Below are 16,649 nucleotides of genomic sequence, written 5' to 3'. Positions count from 1 at the left end.
GGTGGTAATAGCGGTGGGGAAACGCCCGGTCCCATTCCGAACCCGGAAGCTAAGCCCACCAGCGCCGATGGTACTGCACCCGCCGGGGTGTGGGAGAGTAGGACACCGCCGAACATATTCTTCCAGCCGGGGCCCGTCAGACACCTGACGGGCCTTTCGGTGTGTCTACGTCCATAGTGGTGTCATGGCCGCCAACAGCGCTGGCACGTCACGGTAATGCAGGCAGGAGAACGCGTGTCCGAGAATGGTCCGCGCGGCAAGGGTGACGACAGAAGGTCCGGCCGACCGGATCGTCGTGATCACGGTTCGCGTGAGGGAAACAAGAAATTCGGTGAGCGCCGTGGCGCGCCGGGCCGTAACGGAAAGTTCGAACGGGACCGTCGGGGACGCGATGGCCGGGACCGTGATTCTTTCGAGCGGCGTGGTGCTCGACGGCAGTACGACGACCGGCCGGGCCGGAAGCGTGACGAGCGGCGTGACGACTTCCGCCGAGGCGATCGACGTTCTTTCGACCGGCGTGACGAACGCCGAGGCCCCGACAAAAGGCGCGACGAGCGTGGGCAGCGTTCCGCGCAGGACCGTCCCAGCAGGAACGGGGGGACGCGCCCCCCGAAGCGCGACGACGTCGCGGCCCGCGAGCTTCTCTCGGCTCCGGAGCTTCCCGACTCCGTGAGCTTCAGTGACCTCGACATCGAGGCGCGGCGTGAGCTGCGTTCCTTGCCGAAGGACCTGGCCGAGCGGGTCGGCCGGCATCTCGTCGCCGCGGGAATGCTCCTCGACGAGGACCCCGAGGCGGCGCTCGCCCACGCCCGATACGCCAAGGCGAAGGCCTCGCGGATCGCCGTCGTGCGTGAGGCCGTCGGCTTGGCGGCCTACCACGCCGGGGAGTGGGCGGAGGCCCTGTCCGAACTGCGCGCGGTGCGACGCATGACGCGAACCGACATCCACGTCGCGGTGATCGCCGACGCGGAGCGGGCGCTGGGACGTCCCGAACGGGCACTGGACGTGGCCAAGGAGACCGACACCTCCGCGCTGCCCAAGGAGATCGAGGTCGAACTCAGGATCGTCGCCGCCGGGGCGCGGCGCGACCTCGGACAGCTCGACGCCGCCGTCGTGTCGCTTCAAGGCACCGACCTCGATCCCCGGCGCCGGGAACCGTGGAGCCACCGGTTGTTCTACGCCTACGCGGACAACCTGGCCGCCGCCGGTCGCACGGAGGAAGCGGTGCGCTGGTTCCTCCACGCCGCCGAGGCCGACCTGGAGGAGGAGACCGACGCCGCCGAACGGGCCGCGGAGCTCACGAGCTGATGGCGGAGACACTGCTCGACCGCCACGACGCGGTGCTGTTCGATCTCGACGGCACCGTGTACCACGGGACGCGTCCGATCCCCGGCGCGGCCGAGGCCATCGCCCACGTGCGAAAACGGGGTCGTCCCGTGCGGTTCGTGACGAACAACGCGTCCAAGTCGCCGGAGGCGGTGACCGAGCATCTCGGGAAGGTCGGCGTCACGGCGGAGCCCGTGGAGGTGAGCACCAGCGCCCAGGCCGGCGCCGCGTTGTTGCGGGAACACCTGCCCGCCGGGGCGGTGGTGCTCGTGGTCGGCGCGGCCTCGCTGGAAGCGGAGGTACGGGCGGTAGGGCTGCGCCCCACACGGCAGTACGGGACCGACGTCGCCGCCGTGGTGCAAGGGCACTCGCCCGACACGGGATGGAGCGACCTCGCGGAAGCCTGTCTCGCCGTGCGCGACGGCGCGTTGTGGGTGGCGTGCAACCTGGACGCCACCCTGCCCACCGAGCGTGGCCAGCTCCCCGGAAACGGAGCCATGGTCGCCGCTCTCCGGGCGGCCACCGACCGGGAACCCATGGTGGCGGGTAAGCCCGAGGCGCCACTGCTCCGGACGGCGGCGAGTTCCGCCGGGGCGACGTCCGCCCTGGTCGTCGGTGATCGGCTCGACACCGACATCGCCGGTGCCGCCGCGGCGGGCTACCGCTCGCTCGTGGTCCTCACGGGAGTGGCGACGGCGCGACGGCTGCTGGCGGCCGAACCCGGGGAACGGCCCGACTACCTAGCCGCCGACCTGACGGCGTTGACCCACTGGGTGAGTGCCACTGACCTGGAGATCGGCCCGAGGCCCGGATGGCGGGTGACCGTGGCGGACTCCGTGGCCACGGTGGAGTCCACCGAGCCCGCCGCCGATCGGCTCCACCTGCTGCGTCACTTGTGCTACGTCGCCTGGTCGTCGTCGGTGACGAACGTGCGCGCGGCGGACCCCCGAGCGGAGGAGGCGCTCACGTCGTTGGGCCTCGGCTGAACGGTCGTGGGTAACAGCGAGTCGGCATTCGAATCGGTTAGCGTTGTGGAGTGCACGCAGAGACTGAATCCGCGCCCCGGCCGGTCCCCGGCCCGCCGCCCGGTCACCGGCCGCAGGACCCGAGTGTCGACCCCGTCGCGGCCATCGACAGCGCCGTCGCCGCGCTCGACGACCTCGACGAGCTGCCCCTCGCCGACCACGTCGAACGCTTCGACACCGTGCACACCGCGCTGTCCGCGGCGCTGTCCTCCATCGACAAGGTGTGATCGTGCCGCGTAGGGCTCGTCTTGACGCCGAACTCGTGCGCCGTGGCCTGGCCAGGTCGAGGGAACACGCTTCCACGCTCATCACGGAGGGGAGGGTGACGGTGCGCGGGCTGGTCGCGAAGAAACCGGCGACCAGCGTCGAACCCGATGCCGCGATCGTGGTGCGCACCGACGACGATCCCGGATGGGCGTCGCGGGGAGCGTACAAACTGCTCGGCGCGCTGGAGGAATTCACCCCTCAAGGCCTGACGGTGGAAGGACGCCGGTGTCTCGACGCGGGCGCGTCCACCGGCGGGTTCACCGACGTGCTGCTGCGTCACGGGGCGGGTTCCGTCGTCGCGGTCGACGTCGGCCGGGGCCTGCTCGACTGGCGGCTGCGCACCGACGACCGGGTCACGGTGTTGGACAAGACCAACGTGCGCACGTTGACCCCGGACGCGATCGGGGGCGTGGTCGATCTCGTGGTCGCGGATCTGTCGTTCATCTCCCTGCGGCTCGTCCTGCCCGCGCTGGCGCACTGCGCGGCGGAGGGAGCCGACCTGCTGCCGATGGTGAAGCCCCAGTTCGAGGTCGGGCGGCAACGGCTCGGCAGCGGTGGGGTGGTGCGCGATCCCGAGCTACGGGCGGAAGCCGTGTCGGAGGTGCTCACCGAGGCCACGAACTGTGGACTGCGGACCCTGGGCGTGGTGGCGAGCCCGCTACCGGGGCCGTCCGGCAACGTCGAGTACTTCGCATGGTTGCGCAAGGAGGCTCCGGAGGAGGACAGTGGCTCCGCCGGAAAACAGCGGCGTGACGAGATGGTTCGCGCCGCGGTGAGGAAGGGGCCTTCGTGACCGAGTCCGGGCGCCGAGAGGTGTTGTTGGTCGTCCACCCCGATCGGGACACGACGCGCGACGCCGCCGGGGAGGTCGCGGTCCGGCTCGCCGCCGCCGGCATCGGGTTGCGGGTGCTCGACGAGGAGGTCCGCCGACTCGTCGAACCGCCCGACCGGGAATTGCCGTGTGCCGTGCTGGCGCCGTCCGAGGACCCGGCGCAAGGCGCGGAACTGGTACTGGTCCTCGGGGGCGACGGAACCCTGCTGAGGGCGGCGGAGGTGGCGCGGCCCGCCGGGGTCCCGGTGCTGGGCGTGAACCTCGGGCGCATGGGTTTCCTCACCGAGGCCGACTACCACGCCCTGGGCGACACGGTGGACCGCGTGGTGGAGCGCCGCTACCGCATCGAGGAACGCATGACGGTGGACGTCACGGTGACGCTCGACGACGCCGTGGTGGCCCGGACGTGGGCGCTGAACGAGGCGAGCGTCGAGAAGTGCTCGCGGGAACGCGTCCTCGACGCGTTGATCGAGGTCGACGGAAGACCGGTGTCGTCGTTCGGGTGCGACGGCGTGCTGTGCTCGACGCCGACGGGGTCGACGGCCTACGCCTTCTCGGCCGGTGGTCCCGTGGTGTGGCCGGAGGTGGAGGCACTGCTGGTCGTCCCGAGCAACGCCCACGCGATGTTCTCGCGTCCGCTCGTGGTGTCGCGCTCGTCGGTGATCACCGTGCAGGTCGACCCGGACGGCTCGCCCGCGGTGTTGACGTGTGACGGGCTGCGGCACGTCGATCTGGAGCCGGGCTCCCGGGTTCGGGTCGTGGCCGGCGAGGTGCCGGTACGCCTGGCGCGGCTGTGGGACGGTCCGTTCACCGACCGGTTGGTGCACAAGTTCTCGCTGCCGGTCACGGGATGGAGGGAGCGGCACGCCCGCCGGGGTTAGTTACCTCGTCGCGGGCTGTCGCTACGGTGGTTGGCGTGCTGGCCGAGATGCGTATCCAGGGCCTCGGAGTGATCGAGGAGGCCGCCCTCGAACTGCATCAGGGGTTCACGGTGGTCACCGGAGAGACCGGGGCCGGGAAAACGATGGTCGTCACCGGCTTGCACCTGTTGTCCGGCGGGCGCTCGGACGCCTCCAAGGTACGGGCGGGGTCGCCGAAGGCCATCGTGGAGGGGCGGTTCACCGACGTCGAGGGTGAGCAGGCGGTGAAGATCCTGTCCGACGCCGGGGCCGATGTGGACGAGGACGGCAGCGTGATCGCCGTGCGTTCGGTTGGCGCGGACGGCCGGTCGCGTGCCCACCTCGGGGGTCGCTCGGTGCCGGTGGGGGTGCTCGGGGAGCTGGCCGAGCAGGTCCTGGCCGTCCACGGGCAGAACGACCAATTGCGATTGTTGCGTCCCGCCGAGCAACGGTCCGTGTTGGACCGGTTCGCGGGGGACGCCGTCGCCGAGCCGCTGGCCGACTACCGGCGGGTTCGGCGGGAGTGGCTCGCCGTGGCCCGCGAACTGACGGAACGGCGGGCGCGCTCGCGGGAGCTGGCGCAGCAGGCCGATCTGCTGCGCCACGGGCTGACCGAGATCGAGGCCGTGAACCCGGCGCCGGGTGAGGACGTCGAGCTGACGGAACAGGTCAGGAGACTGACCGCCGTGGACGAGCTGCGCGACGCGGCCGCCGCGGCGCGGCTGGCGATCGCCGGGGCCGCCGACGGCGACCCCGACCTGCCGGGGGCGCTCGGGTTGCTCGCCGAGGCCGGACGCAGGCTCGGCGCGGCCGAGGACGCCGAGCTGCGAGACCTCGAACCGCGCGTGGTCGAGGCGTCGGTGCTGCTCGGGGAGGTGGAACGCGAACTCACCGCGTACCTCGACGCCCTCGACGCCGACCCGGAGCGACTGGAGGCGATCCTCGCGCGGCAGGCCGAGCTGAAGAAGCTCACTCGCAAGTACGCGGCCGACATCGACGGAGTGCTGGCGTGGGCCGAGGATGCGCGGGCCCGGCTGGAGAGCATGGACACCTCGGAGGAGGCGCTCGACAAGCTCGCGGCGCGCCGGGACGCTCTGGCCGGTGAGCTGGCGGAGCACGCCGCGCGTCTGTCGGCGGCCCGCCGGAGCGCCGCCGCCGAACTCGCGGAACGGATCACCGACGAGTTGGCGGGGCTGGCCATGGGACAGGCGACGATCGAGGTCGTGGTCCGCGGCAGGGAGGTCGATCCGGCGGAGAAGACGGCGTTGACCGTGGACGGCCGCACTCTCGCCGCCGGGCCCGACGGTGTGGACGACGTGGAATTCCTGCTGCGGGCGCACGCGAAGGCACCCGCTCTGCCGGTGCACAAGGCGGCCTCGGGCGGGGAACTCTCCCGCGTGATGCTGGCCATCGAGGTCGTGCTCGCCCACGCGGACACGGTGCAGACCTTGGTGTTCGACGAGGTCGACGCCGGGGTCGGGGGTCGAGCCGCCGTGGAGATCGGTCGTCGGCTGGCGCGGCTGGCCCGCACCCACCAGGTATTGGTGGTGACCCACCTGCCGCAAGTAGCGGCGTTCGCCGACCGGCACCTGGTGGTGGACAAGGGGACCGCCGACGGCGTGACCCGCAGCGGGGTTCGCGCGCTCGCCGCCGACGAGCGGGTCACCGAATTGGCCCGGATGCTCGCCGGTCTCGACGACACGGCCACCGGTCGCGCACACGCGGAGGAGCTGTTGCGCGCCGCCGAGGAGTTCAAGAAGTCGTCCGCTCCGGCGGCCCGGCGGGGAAAGCGTCGGTCGGTGGCGTCGTCCTGACACCCCGCGTGAGGGCGTCCGCGATCCCGCGACCAGGTCATCCCTGCGCGCCACCGGCGTGGCGACCCTGTGCCGGGACCGGACGTTGTCACTATCCCCGGCATGAAACTCGCCGGCTTGTTGTCACGCTCCACGCCTCCCGCGCTGCCCGGCATCACTGGCACCGCGCGTGTCGGCCGCCGGGTCCGAGACGTGCTGAGGCGGATTTCTCCCGGAGAGATCGCCGTGATCGACTACGTGGACCTGGATCGGGCGACCGCCGACGCGCTGGTGCGGGCGCGGGTCGCCGCCGTGGTCAACGCGGCCCCGTCCATCTCGGGTCGTTACCCGAATCTGGGACCCGAGGTGTTGCTGAAGGCCGGGGTCCCACTGATCGACCACGCCGGTGGCGAGTTACTGCGTCGGGTGCGTGACGGCAGCAGGGTCCGGTTGCACGAGGGCAGCGTGTACGTGGGGCGCCACGAGGTCGCCAAGGGGACCGTGCAGACCCCCGAGAGCGTCGCCGACCAGCTCGTGGAGGCTCACACGGGCATGTCCGCGCAGTTGGAGGCCTTCTCGGCGAACACGATCGAGTTCCTGCGGCGGGAACGGGGCCTCGTCCTCGACGGTGTGGGCGTGCCGGAGCTACGGGTGTCGCTGGACGACCGGCACGTCGTGGTCGTCGCTCCCGGTGCCGATCACGCCGAGGACCTCAAGGCGTTGAAGCGTTACGTCAGACACCACGATCCCGTGCTGATCGGCGTGGAGGAGGCGGCGGACACGATGCGGCGGATGGGCTTCGTCCCGGACGTTGTCGTCGGCGATCCGACCACGATGGAGGCACGAACGCTGAAAGCCGCGTCAGAGATCGTCGTGCCCGCCCACCCGGACGGCTACGCGCCCGGCGTCGAACGCATCTACGACCTGGGAATCGGCGCCGTGACGTTTCCCGCGACGGCCAACACGGAGGACCTCGCGTTGCTGCTCTGCGAAGCGCACGGCGCCTCCCTCGTGGTGACCGTGGGGTTCCAGGCCACGCTGCGGGAGTTCCTCGACAGCGGACGGTCGGGCTCGAACCCGTCCACCTTCCTGACGCGTCTGCGGCTCGGCACCAAGGTCGTCGACGGCAAGGCCGCCGCGGTGTTGCACCGCACTCGGGTGTCCGTGCTGGGAGTGCTCCTGCCGATGCTCGTGGCCGTGGTCGCGGTGGCACTGTCGCTGTCGGGAGCCACGGCGGAGTACACCGACGACGTGGCGCGGTGGTGGGACGCGGTCACCGGGTGGGTCGCGGGCACGTTCTCGTGAGGACGGGACGGCTTCCCGCCGCTCGTCACCGACGAGCCGAGGGCGCCCGGTTCACGCGACGTGCAGGACGCGTTCCCAGTCGGTGACGAAGCCGGGGTAGGTCTTGCCCACCGTGGCCGGGTTCTCCACGACGATGCCGGGCACCCGCAGTGCCAGCACGGCACCGGCCATCACCAGGCGGTGGTCGTCGTAGGTGTGGAACACCCCGCCGCGCAGAGGAGTCGGCCGGATACGCAGGCCGTCCTCGGTCTCGGTGACGTCACCGCCGAGCGCCGTCAGTTCCGTGGCCAGCGCGGCGAGCCGGTCGGTCTCGTGCCCCCGCAGGTGGGCCACGCCCCGGATCTCCGACGGTCCGTCGGCGAAGCAGAGCAGCGCCGCGACCACGGGGGTCAGCTCGCCCACGGCGTGCAGGTCGAGGACCGCGCCCCGCACGGTGCCGTCGCCGGTGACGGTGAGGCCCTCGTCGTCGAGCACCGCCTCGCCGCCGAGTTCGCGCACGAGGCTGCGCAGCCAGTCTCCCGGCTGGGTCGTCTCGGCGGGCCAGCCCGCGACCCGGATGCGGCCGCCCGCCAGCAGCGGCGCGACGACGAAGGGTGCGGCACTCGACAGGTCGGGCTCCACGGTGTAGGTGTCCAGCGCGAGTGTGGCGGGCGGCACGTGGAACTCGGAGCCGTCGCGTTCCGGGGCGGCACCGAACCGGCGCAGCATGTCCAGGGTCATCGCGATGTGCGGCTCGCTCGGCGTCTTGCCCTTCAGTCGCACCGTGACACCGCGGGCGAAAGCGGGCGCGGACAACAGCAGGGCGGAGAGGAACTGGCTGGACGCCGACGAGTCGAGTTCCACGAAGCCGCCCTCCAGGCCGCCGTGACCCCGGACTGTGAAGGGCACCGCGCCGCGGCCGCCGTCGTCGATGTCGGCGCCGAGTGTGCGCAACGCGTGCAGCAGGGGAGCGACGGGCCTGCGCCGGATCGCGGGGTCACCGTCGAAGTGGACCGTGCGCGAGCCGAGCGCCGCCAACGGCGGCGTGAACCGGGCGACCGTGCCGGCGTTGCCGAGCGTCACCCGCGTCTGTCCGTGACCGTCGGTCATGGGGCGTACCCGCACGCCGTCCGGGGTCTCGGTCGACGGGGCGCCGAGGACGTCGAGCGCTCCCAGCATCAGCCGGGCGTCTCGGGAGTCCAGCGGTTCGCGCACGAGCGTCTCGCCCGACGACAAGGCAGCGAGCACGAAGGCGCGGTTGGTGATCGACTTAGAGCCGGGGACCCGAACGTCGGCGTCGATCGGGTCGGAGGCCGTCGGCGCGGCCCAGGTCTTCTCCTCGCTCACGCCATCACTGTCCCACACGTGCGAGGTGGGCCACGTCGAGCGACCACCCGGCACGCACGGCCCCAGGTGCGATAAGGTGGAAGCCCGTGGGACTTCAGCCGCGGACAACCAAGTACGTCTTTGTCACCGGGGGCGTCGCCTCCTCCCTGGGCAAGGGGCTCACCGCCTCCAGCCTCGGACAACTCCTCACGGCCCGCGGGCTTCGGGTCACGATGCAAAAGCTCGACCCGTACCTCAACGTGGACCCCGGAACGATGAACCCGTTCCAGCACGGAGAGGTCTTCGTGACCGAGGACGGGGCGGAGACCGACCTCGACATCGGCCACTACGAGCGGTTCCTCGACCGTGATCTGTCGGCCACCGCGAACGTCACGACGGGCCAGATCTACTCCTCGGTGATCGCCAAGGAGCGGCGTGGTGAGTACTTGGGCGACACCGTCCAGGTCATCCCGCACATCACCGACGAGATCAAGTCGCGGATCATGGCCCTGGCCGCCGACGACGGTAGCGGCACCACGCCGGACGTCGTGATCACCGAGGTCGGCGGCACGGTGGGCGACATCGAGTCGCTGCCGTTTTTGGAGGCGTGCCGACAGGTGCGCCACGACGTCGGCCGGGACAACTGCTTCTTCCTGCACGTGTCGCTGGTGCCGTACCTCGCGCCGTCCGGCGAGTTGAAGACCAAGCCCACGCAGCACTCCGTCGCGGCGTTGCGCAACATCGGTATCCAGCCGGACGCGCTCGTGTGCCGCGCCGACCGGGACCTCTCCGACGAACTCAAGCGCAAGATCGGTCTCATGTGCGACGTCGAGACCGAGGCGGTCATCGCCTGTCCCGACGCGCCGTCGATCTACGACATCCCCAAGGTGCTGCACCGCGAGGCACTCGACGCCTACGTCGTGCGCAGGCTCGGACTGCCGTTCCGGGACGTGGACTGGACGGTCTGGGGTGACCTGCTGGAGCGGGTGCACAACCCCAGCGAGACCGTGCGGGTGGCGGTCGTGGGCAAGTACATCGACCTGCCGGACGCCTACCTGTCGGTCACCGAGGCGCTGCGGGCGGGCGGATTCGCCCACCGCGCGAAGGTGGAGATCGAGTGGGTGCCTTCCGACGCGGCCACCACTCCCGAGGGCGCCGCCGCCGCGTTGTCCGGTGTGGACGGAATCCTCGTGCCCGGCGGCTTCGGCATCCGCGGGATCGAGGGCAAGATCGGCGCGATCAACTACGCCAGGGTCCACAAGATCCCCGTGCTCGGCCTGTGCCTGGGGCTGCAGTGCATGGTCATCGAGGTGGCCCGCAACCTGGCGGGCATCGAGAACGCGAACTCGGCCGAGTTCGACGAGAACACTCCCAACCCGGTGATCTCGACCATGGCGGACCAGAAGGACGTCGTGGCCGGTGAGCGGGACATGGGCGGCACCATGCGGCTCGGCGCGTACCCGGCGAAGCTGCTTCCGGGCTCGCAGGTGGCCGAGGCCTATGGCACCACCGAGGTGTCCGAACGACACCGGCACCGTTACGAGGTCAACAACGCCTACCGCAAGCGGATCGCCGACGCCGGGCTGGTGTTCTCCGGGCTGTCCCCGGACGAGCGGCTGGTGGAGTTCGTGGAGCTGCCCAAGGAGGAGCACCCGTTCTTCGTCGGCACCCAGGCGCACCCGGAGCTGAAGTCGCGTCCGACGCGCCCGCACCCGCTGTTCGCCGCCTTCATCCGCGCGGTGCTGGACTACCGGACGGCCGACCGGCTGCCCGTGGAGCTTCCCGAGGCACCGGTGGCGGCGCGGTGAGCGAACCGGGAAGCCACGAGTTCACCGTCGCGTCCTCGCGCGACGTCCACATCGGACGAGTCGTGGGGCTGAGGATCGACGAGGTCGTCATGCCGGGTGGTTCCACGGCCTCGCGAGAGGTCGTGGAACACCTCGGTGCCGTCGCGGTGTGCGCCGTGGACGACGACGGTGCGGTGACGCTCATCCACCAGTACCGGCACCCCCTCGGCGATCGCTTGTGGGAGCTGCCCGCGGGCCTGCTCGATCAGCCGGGGGAGGACCCGCTGGAGGCCGCGCGACGCGAACTCGTCGAGGAAGCGGGTCTCGAAGCGGCCCGTTGGGACACGCTCGTGGAGATCGCCGCCTCGCCCGGCTTCACCGACGAGGTCGTGCGTGTGTTCCTGGCGCGCGACCTCACGAAGGTCGACCGCCGGGCCCACGGCGAGGAGGAGGCGGATCTGGTGGTCCACTCCGTCCCGCTGGAGCAGGCGGTGGGCATGGTGTTGTCGGGTGAGATCGTCAACGGCGCCACCGTGGGTGGCCTGCTTGCGGCCCACACGGTGCTGAGCGGCGGCAAGTCGCCCCGTCCGGCGGACGCGCCGTGGCGGCACCGACCCACCCGGTTCGCCGCCCGCACCCGCTGACTCGCTCGACGAGGGGCCGCCTCACTTCAAGGGGCGGCCCTGACCGTCGGTTCCCCCTTCGAGAAGCAGGATGATGCCGTCGACGATCGGCCACAGTGCGCCCACCCCGAGGGTGAGAATCGTGCAGACGAGCTGGAAAGTGGCGCGGCGGTTCTCGCCGGTGTAGAACCGCCCGGTGCCGAAGGGCAACACGATCTGCAGGATGCCCGCCGTGACCGCGGAGCGGTCGGAGGTCTCCGCCGGTGCCACCGCGCCGCCGGTTTGCGGCGACATCACCTCGGCGCCGGGCTCGGAGTCGAGGAACGCGGGGTGCGGAGCGGGCAGGTCGGTGAACAGCGGCCGGATATCGCCCCGCGTGCGCGCCGCGAGGACGAGATCGACCCGTTCCTCGTACTCGGCGCTGGTGAGGCGGCCCTCGGCGAAGTGATCCGCGAGGAGCTGGTTGGTCGCTTCCCGCTCCGTGGCACTGATGCGAAGGTGATCTGAGTCGGTCCCCCCATGCATGGAATTGATCATACCTACCGGGTGTCCGAATCGTTGCCAATTGCCAACTTCGAGTAGTCGAACGAGGGACCGCCGGTAGCACTGTCGTGGTGGCCCGACGGTCGACGAGCCGCCGGACCGGGACGGGCGAGGCGCTCCAAGGTGGCGAGGCCCGAGGCCGTGTTGATCAACAACGGTGTCGGTGGCGTCCCCTAGAGTTTGCCGCGTGACACGGGCCGACGATCCTCATCCTCTTCCCGAGGTGGTGGCCGCCTACCTGGATCATCTGGCGGTCGAACGGGGCACGGCCCGCAACACGGTCGAGGGATACGCCCGCGATCTGCGCCGCTATCTCGACCACCTGGCCGCCGCGGGGGTGACCGAGCTGCGGCAGGTGGCCCACGACCACGTGCTCGCGTTCGGCGTGTCCCTGCGACGCGGTGACGGTGACCGGCCCCCACTGGCACCGTCGTCCGCGGCCCGTGCCCTCTCGGCGGTGCGCGGGCTGCACCGCTTCGCCCACGCCGAGGGCTGGACCGACGACGACCCCGCCCGTGAGGTGCGGCCGCCCGCACCGGCCCGCCGCCTGCCCAAGGCGTTGCCCTTGAGCGACGTACTCCGACTGCTCGACACTCCGGCCGGGGAGGACGCGAGGTCGCTGCGTGACCGTGCTCTGCTGGAACTGCTGTACTCGACGGGCGCGCGGATCTCCGAGGCCACCGGGCTCGACGTCGACGACGTCGACCGGCAGGAGCGCACCGTCGTGCTCGACGGCAAGGGCGGGCGGCAGCGCCTCGTACCGGTCGGGCGCCCGGCCCTGGAGGCGCTCGACGCCTACCTGATACGCGCGCGTCCCGCGCTGGCGGCCAAGGGACGAGGGACGAGCGCGATGTTCCTCAACGCGCGTGGGGGCAGGCTGTCGCGGCAGGGTGCGTGGCAGGTGTTGAAGTCGGCCGCCGAACGGGCGGGCATCTCGGCGACGGTCTCGCCCCACACGCTGCGGCACTCGTTCGCCACCCACCTGCTCGAAGGCGGGGCCGACGTCCGCGTGGTGCAGGAGCTCCTCGGACACGCTTCCGTGGCCACCACACAGGTCTACACGCTCGTCACGGTCAACACCCTGCGTGAGGTGTATGCCACCACTCACCCCCGTGCGTTGGGCTGAGTGGGCGAAAGTACTTCCGGCCGTGACCGGCGAGCCGCTTTGGCGCTGCTCTCCGTGCGGCATACGCTGACGCCGGTCCATGCGAACAAGGAGCTTTCGCCCCATGTCGACTTTTCCACAGCAGGCGCGGCGCCTGTCGGACCGCCCGAGCGAGGAAGACGGGTCCGACTCGCCCGCCGCCGAGGAGCGCGACCGGACCGCCGTGCGTATCGCGAAGGGCAGCAGGGACGCGAGGGCCACGGCCACCCAGAACGACACGAGTGCGGACGGTGCCGACGACGGGCCCAAACTCGGCCCGACGGGCAGGCCGCTGCGTCACATTCCCGATCCACCACCGCTCGACAGCCACGGGCCCGCCCAGATCGTGGCGATGTGCAACCAGAAGGGCGGTGTCGGCAAGACGACGTCGGCCATCAATCTCGGTGCGGCGCTGGCGGAGTACGGCCGCAAGGTGCTGTTGGTGGACTTCGACCCCCAGGGCGCGCTGTCCGTGGGCCTCGGCATCCAGCCGCACGAGCTGGAGAAAACCGTCTACAACGTCATCATGGAGCGCTCGGTCACCGTCGACGACGTGATCCGAAAAACCCGCGTCGAGAACGTCGACCTGCTGCCGAGCAACATCGACCTGTCCGCCGCCGAGGTGCAGCTCGTGGCGGAGGTGGGACGGGAGCACACGTTGATGCGGGTGTTGCGTCCGGTGCTCGACCGCTACGACTACATCCTGGTCGACTGTCAGCCGTCGCTGGGACTGCTCACCGTGAACGCCCTCACGGCGGCCGACGGGGTCATCATCCCGCTGGAGTGCGAGTTCTTCAGCCTGCGCGGTGTGGCATTGTTGATCGACACGATCGAGAAGGTGCGCGAGCGGCTGAACCCCAAACTCGACATCATCGGCATCCTTGCCACCATGTTCGATCCGAGAACTCTGCACTCGAAGGAGGTCATCGCGCGCGTGGTGGAGGCATTCGGTGACACCGTGTTCGACACGGTGATCAACCGCACCGTGCGGTTCCCCGAGACCACGGTGGCCGGGGAGCCGATCACCCGGTGGGCGCCGCGGTCGGCCGGGGCGATGTCCTACCGCGCGTTGGCTCGTGAGGTGATCGCTCGGTGAGCGGGCGAGCGTCGTCGCCCGGCGCCTCGGAGCTTCTCCGCCCGACCGGCGAGGAGGCCACCGACGGCTCCGAGCCCGCGAACCCCCGCGCGGCGACGTCCGAGCAAGCGGACCGACCTCTGACGCGGATCACCGCTCCCCGGCGGGGTTCGGGCAGACAGAAGCACGACGCCAAGATCACGGTGTACGTGTCCGGGGACGAGTTGCTCGCGATGGAGCACGCCCGGCTGAAGCTTCGCGGATCCCACGGCCTCGCGGTGGACCGGGGCCGGATCGTGCGCGAGGCCGTGGCGGTCGTGCTCGCCGACTTCGAGGAGCACGGGGACGACTCGGTGCTGGTGCGCAGGCTCCGCGGTGACGGCGTCGAACACGGCGAGGACACCACGAGCCGATGACGGCGCCCACCGAGCCACCTGCCGACGAGCGGAACGACACCGAACGCTCCCGACGTGGTTTCCAGGTGAAACTGGAGAACTTCGAGGGGCCGTTCGACCTGCTGCTGCAACTGATCTCCCAGCACCAGCTCGACGTGACCGAAGTGGCCCTCCACCAGGTCACCGACGACTTCCTCGCCTACACCCGCGCGCTGGGGCAGAAGTGGAACCTCGACGAGATCACGGAGTTCCTCGTCGTGGCCGCCACCCTGCTCGATCTGAAGGCCGCGCGCCTGCTTCCGTCGGCGGAGGTGGAAAGCGAGGAGGACCTCGCGCTGCTGGAGGCGCGTGACCTGCTGTTCGCCCGGATACTTCAGTACCGCGCGTACAAGCAGGTGGCGGCCTTGTTCGCGGAGCTGGAAGCCGGGGCGTTGCGTCGGTACCCGCGTTCGGTGGCTTTGGAGGAGCGCTACGTGGGGTTGCTGCCCGAGGTGATGCTCGGCGTGACCCCCGAGAAGTTCGCCGAGGTGGCGGTGGGGGTGTTCCGGCCGAAGCCGCCGCCTACCGTGTCACTGGACCATCTGCACGTGGCGCGGGTGTCGGTGCGCGAGCACGCCGCCGTGTTGCGGGTGCGGCTGGCGAACGAGGGCATGGCGACGTTTTCCGAGCTCGTCGCCGACTGCGAGCGCACCATCGAGGTGGTGGCGCGCTTCCTGGCTCTGCTGGAGCTCTACCGCGAGGCGGTGGTGCAGTTCGACCAGGACGAGGCGCTGGCCGAGCTGCGCGTGCGCTGGACGGGAGGGTCGGTCGAGGAGGCCGCCGACGACGCCGAGCGCGATCGCGCCGCGAGTCAGGAGGACGAGGAGTACGGGTGAGCGAAACCGACGATCACGCCCTCGACGGGCGCACGCCCGCGCCGGGCGAACTCGACGTGGACAGCGACCTCGCGGACGAGCCCACGGAGGCCGAGGAGGCCGGGGAGGCCGAGGCATCCGGGGAGTCCGAACGGTCCGCCGCGGTCACGCCGTCGCGTGAGCTGCCGGACCTGACGAGCGACACCGCGTTGGCCTCGGCGCTGGAGGCGTTGATGCTGGTGGTGGACGCCCCGGTGAACGAGGAGGCGCTCGCGGCCGCGCTCGACCAGCCGGTGGACCGCGTGACCGAGATGCTGCGCACGATGGCGGAGGACCTGACGGACCGGGGCAGCGGCATGGACCTGCGCCGGGTCGCCGAAGGGTGGCGCCTGTACACCCGCGACGTCTACGCGCCCTTCGTGGAGAAGCTGTTGCTGGGCGGACAGCGGTCGAAGCTGACCAGGGCGGCGCTGGAGACGCTGGCCGTCATAGCCTATCGGCAGCCGGTCACCCGGTCCCGGATCGCCGCCGTCCGCGGCGTCAACGTCGACGGTGTCGTACGGAGCCTGCTCGCGCGCGGGCTCATCGAGGAAAGCGGCACCGACCCGGAGACCGGTGGCACGCTGTATGTGACGACGGAACTGTTCCTGGAACGACTGGGGCTCTCGTCGCTTTCCGACCTGCCCCCGATCGCTCCGTTGCTACCCGAGGTGGATTCGATTGACGACAGCTGACCAGGGTGTGCGCCTTCAGAAGGTGCTGGCCAAGGCCGGGATCGCCTCCCGGCGCGCCGCGGAGGAGCTCATCGTGGCCGGCCGCGTCAGCGTGGACGGCTCCGTGGTGCGCGAGCTGGGCCGCAGGGTGGACCCCGAGACCGCCGTCATCCACGTCGACGGTGTGCGCGTACAGGTACGGGACGACCTCGTGTACCTCGCGCTGAACAAGCCGCGGGGTGTGCACACCACGATGCGGGACGAGCAGGGCAGGCCGTGCGTGGGTGACTACGTGGCGGACCGCCGGGAGCGGCTGTTCCACGTGGGCAGGCTCGACGCCGACACCGAGGGGCTGCTGCTGCTCACCAACGACGGCGACCTGGCCCACAAGCTCATGCATCCGTCGTTCCACGTCACCAAGACCTACCTCGCCGAGGTCGAGGGCACCGTGGCACGCGGCCTGGGCAAGCGACTGCGCGCGGGAATCCAGCTGGAGGACGGCCCGGTGAAGGTCGACGAGTTCCGCATCAAGGACACGCGGCCGGGGCGTACGTTGGTCGAGATCGTGCTGCACGAGGGGCGCAAGCACATCGTGCGCAGGCTGATGGCCGAGGTGGGGCATCCGGTGCGCAAGCTCGTGCGGACCGCCGTCGGCGAGGTGCGTCTCGGCAACACGAAGTCCGGCAAGCTGCGGGTGCTGACCCAGCAGGAGATCGGGTCGCTCTACCGCGCCGTCGGCGGGTGAGCCGAGGATTCCGCGGCC

Annotated in this window: 17 protein-coding genes and 1 rRNA gene; 16 read left to right on the top strand and 2 right to left on the bottom strand. The window is 70.8% G+C overall.

Features of this window, described 5'->3' with window-relative positions; translation table 11 throughout:
* The 8 genes from rrf (at position 1) to steA (ending at position 7,447) form a co-directional block, all read left to right on the top strand.
* A 5S ribosomal RNA gene (rrf, locus tag SACGLDRAFT_RS13875) occupies positions 1-114 on the top strand.
* A 555-nt stretch (positions 115-669) separates the two neighbouring features.
* Positions 670-1,308 carry a tetratricopeptide repeat protein gene (locus SACGLDRAFT_RS22300; RefSeq protein ID WP_051036259.1) on the top strand — a complete coding sequence of 213 codons (639 nt, stop codon included), beginning with the start codon at positions 670-672 and terminating at the stop codon, positions 1,306-1,308.
* Entirely contained in the window at positions 1,308-2,312 is a 1,005-nt protein-coding gene (locus SACGLDRAFT_RS13865; RefSeq protein ID WP_005465440.1) for an HAD-IIA family hydrolase, read from the top strand. Before SACGLDRAFT_RS22300 ends, SACGLDRAFT_RS13865 begins: the two co-directional genes overlap by 1 nt.
* 50 nt (positions 2,313-2,362) lie before the next feature.
* Positions 2,363-2,578: a hypothetical protein gene (locus SACGLDRAFT_RS13860; protein ID WP_005465439.1), complete on the top strand. Its 216-nt coding sequence runs from the start codon at positions 2,363-2,365 to the stop codon at positions 2,576-2,578.
* Between the two features lie 2 nt (positions 2,579-2,580).
* Complete coding sequence (locus SACGLDRAFT_RS13855) at positions 2,581-3,411, top strand: TlyA family RNA methyltransferase (RefSeq protein ID WP_005465438.1); 831 nt, start codon at positions 2,581-2,583, stop codon at positions 3,409-3,411.
* Positions 3,408-4,331 carry an NAD kinase gene (locus SACGLDRAFT_RS13850; RefSeq protein WP_005465437.1) on the top strand — a complete coding sequence of 308 codons (924 nt, stop codon included), beginning with the start codon at positions 3,408-3,410 and terminating at the stop codon, positions 4,329-4,331. Before SACGLDRAFT_RS13855 ends, SACGLDRAFT_RS13850 begins: the two co-directional genes overlap by 4 nt.
* Positions 4,332-4,366: 35 nt before the next feature.
* Complete coding sequence (recN, locus tag SACGLDRAFT_RS13845) at positions 4,367-6,163, top strand: DNA repair protein RecN (protein WP_005465436.1); 1,797 nt, start codon at positions 4,367-4,369, stop codon at positions 6,161-6,163.
* Between the two features lie 102 nt (positions 6,164-6,265).
* Positions 6,266-7,447 (top strand): putative cytokinetic ring protein SteA, encoded by a 1,182-nt coding sequence (steA, locus tag SACGLDRAFT_RS13840; protein WP_005465435.1) that lies wholly within the window; start codon positions 6,266-6,268, stop codon positions 7,445-7,447.
* 51 nt (positions 7,448-7,498) lie between these two features.
* On the opposite strand, the gene aroA is transcribed toward steA, so the two are convergent.
* A complete protein-coding gene (gene aroA / locus SACGLDRAFT_RS13835) occupies positions 7,499-8,773 on the bottom strand; it encodes a 3-phosphoshikimate 1-carboxyvinyltransferase (protein WP_005465434.1) in 1,275 nt (424 codons plus the stop codon).
* 86 nt (positions 8,774-8,859) lie between these two features.
* On the opposite strand from aroA, the gene SACGLDRAFT_RS13830 reads away from it, so the two are divergent.
* Together SACGLDRAFT_RS13830 and SACGLDRAFT_RS13825 are read left to right on the top strand one after the other, a co-directional pair.
* On the top strand, positions 8,860-10,560 hold the full coding sequence (locus SACGLDRAFT_RS13830; RefSeq protein ID WP_005465433.1) for a CTP synthase: 1,701 nt from the start codon (positions 8,860-8,862) through the stop codon (positions 10,558-10,560).
* Positions 10,557-11,183: an NUDIX domain-containing protein gene (locus tag SACGLDRAFT_RS13825; RefSeq protein WP_005465432.1), complete on the top strand. Its 627-nt coding sequence runs from the start codon at positions 10,557-10,559 to the stop codon at positions 11,181-11,183. Before SACGLDRAFT_RS13830 ends, SACGLDRAFT_RS13825 begins: the two co-directional genes overlap by 4 nt.
* Before the next feature lie 21 nt (positions 11,184-11,204).
* Here SACGLDRAFT_RS13825 and SACGLDRAFT_RS13820 read toward each other — a convergent pair whose 3' ends face one another.
* On the bottom strand, positions 11,205-11,687 hold the full coding sequence (locus SACGLDRAFT_RS13820; protein WP_040919993.1) for a DUF1707 SHOCT-like domain-containing protein: 483 nt from the start codon (positions 11,685-11,687) through the stop codon (positions 11,205-11,207).
* 205 nt (positions 11,688-11,892) lie between these two features.
* Between SACGLDRAFT_RS13820 and xerD the strand changes: the two genes are divergently transcribed.
* From xerD to SACGLDRAFT_RS13790, 6 genes are all read left to right on the top strand, one after another.
* Positions 11,893-12,831, top strand: coding sequence for a site-specific tyrosine recombinase XerD (xerD, locus tag SACGLDRAFT_RS13815; protein WP_005465427.1), 939 nt, complete (start codon positions 11,893-11,895; stop codon positions 12,829-12,831).
* A gap of 103 nt (positions 12,832-12,934) precedes the next feature.
* Complete coding sequence (locus SACGLDRAFT_RS13810; RefSeq protein WP_005465425.1) at positions 12,935-13,945, top strand: ParA family protein; 1,011 nt, start codon at positions 12,935-12,937, stop codon at positions 13,943-13,945.
* A complete protein-coding gene (locus SACGLDRAFT_RS13805) occupies positions 13,942-14,340 on the top strand; it encodes a hypothetical protein (protein ID WP_005465423.1) in 399 nt (132 codons plus the stop codon). The genes SACGLDRAFT_RS13810 and SACGLDRAFT_RS13805 overlap by 4 nt, the downstream gene beginning before the upstream one ends.
* Positions 14,337-15,194, top strand: a complete 858-nt coding sequence (locus SACGLDRAFT_RS13800) for a segregation and condensation protein A (protein WP_005465422.1) — start codon at positions 14,337-14,339, stop codon at positions 15,192-15,194. The genes SACGLDRAFT_RS13805 and SACGLDRAFT_RS13800 overlap by 4 nt, the downstream gene beginning before the upstream one ends.
* Positions 15,191-15,907: an SMC-Scp complex subunit ScpB gene (gene scpB / locus SACGLDRAFT_RS13795; RefSeq protein WP_005465421.1), complete on the top strand. Its 717-nt coding sequence runs from the start codon at positions 15,191-15,193 to the stop codon at positions 15,905-15,907. The genes SACGLDRAFT_RS13800 and scpB overlap by 4 nt, the downstream gene beginning before the upstream one ends.
* Positions 15,894-16,631 carry a pseudouridine synthase gene (locus tag SACGLDRAFT_RS13790; protein ID WP_005465420.1) on the top strand — a complete coding sequence of 246 codons (738 nt, stop codon included), beginning with the start codon at positions 15,894-15,896 and terminating at the stop codon, positions 16,629-16,631. Before scpB ends, SACGLDRAFT_RS13790 begins: the two co-directional genes overlap by 14 nt.
* Positions 16,632-16,649 lie beyond the last annotated feature (18 nt).

The organism is Saccharomonospora glauca K62 (assembly GCF_000243395.2).
GTDB lineage: Bacteria > Actinomycetota > Actinomycetes > Mycobacteriales > Pseudonocardiaceae > Saccharomonospora > Saccharomonospora glauca.
The sequence above is the reverse complement of the archived record's forward strand: the minus strand, read 5'-3'. Positions and strand labels throughout refer to the sequence as shown.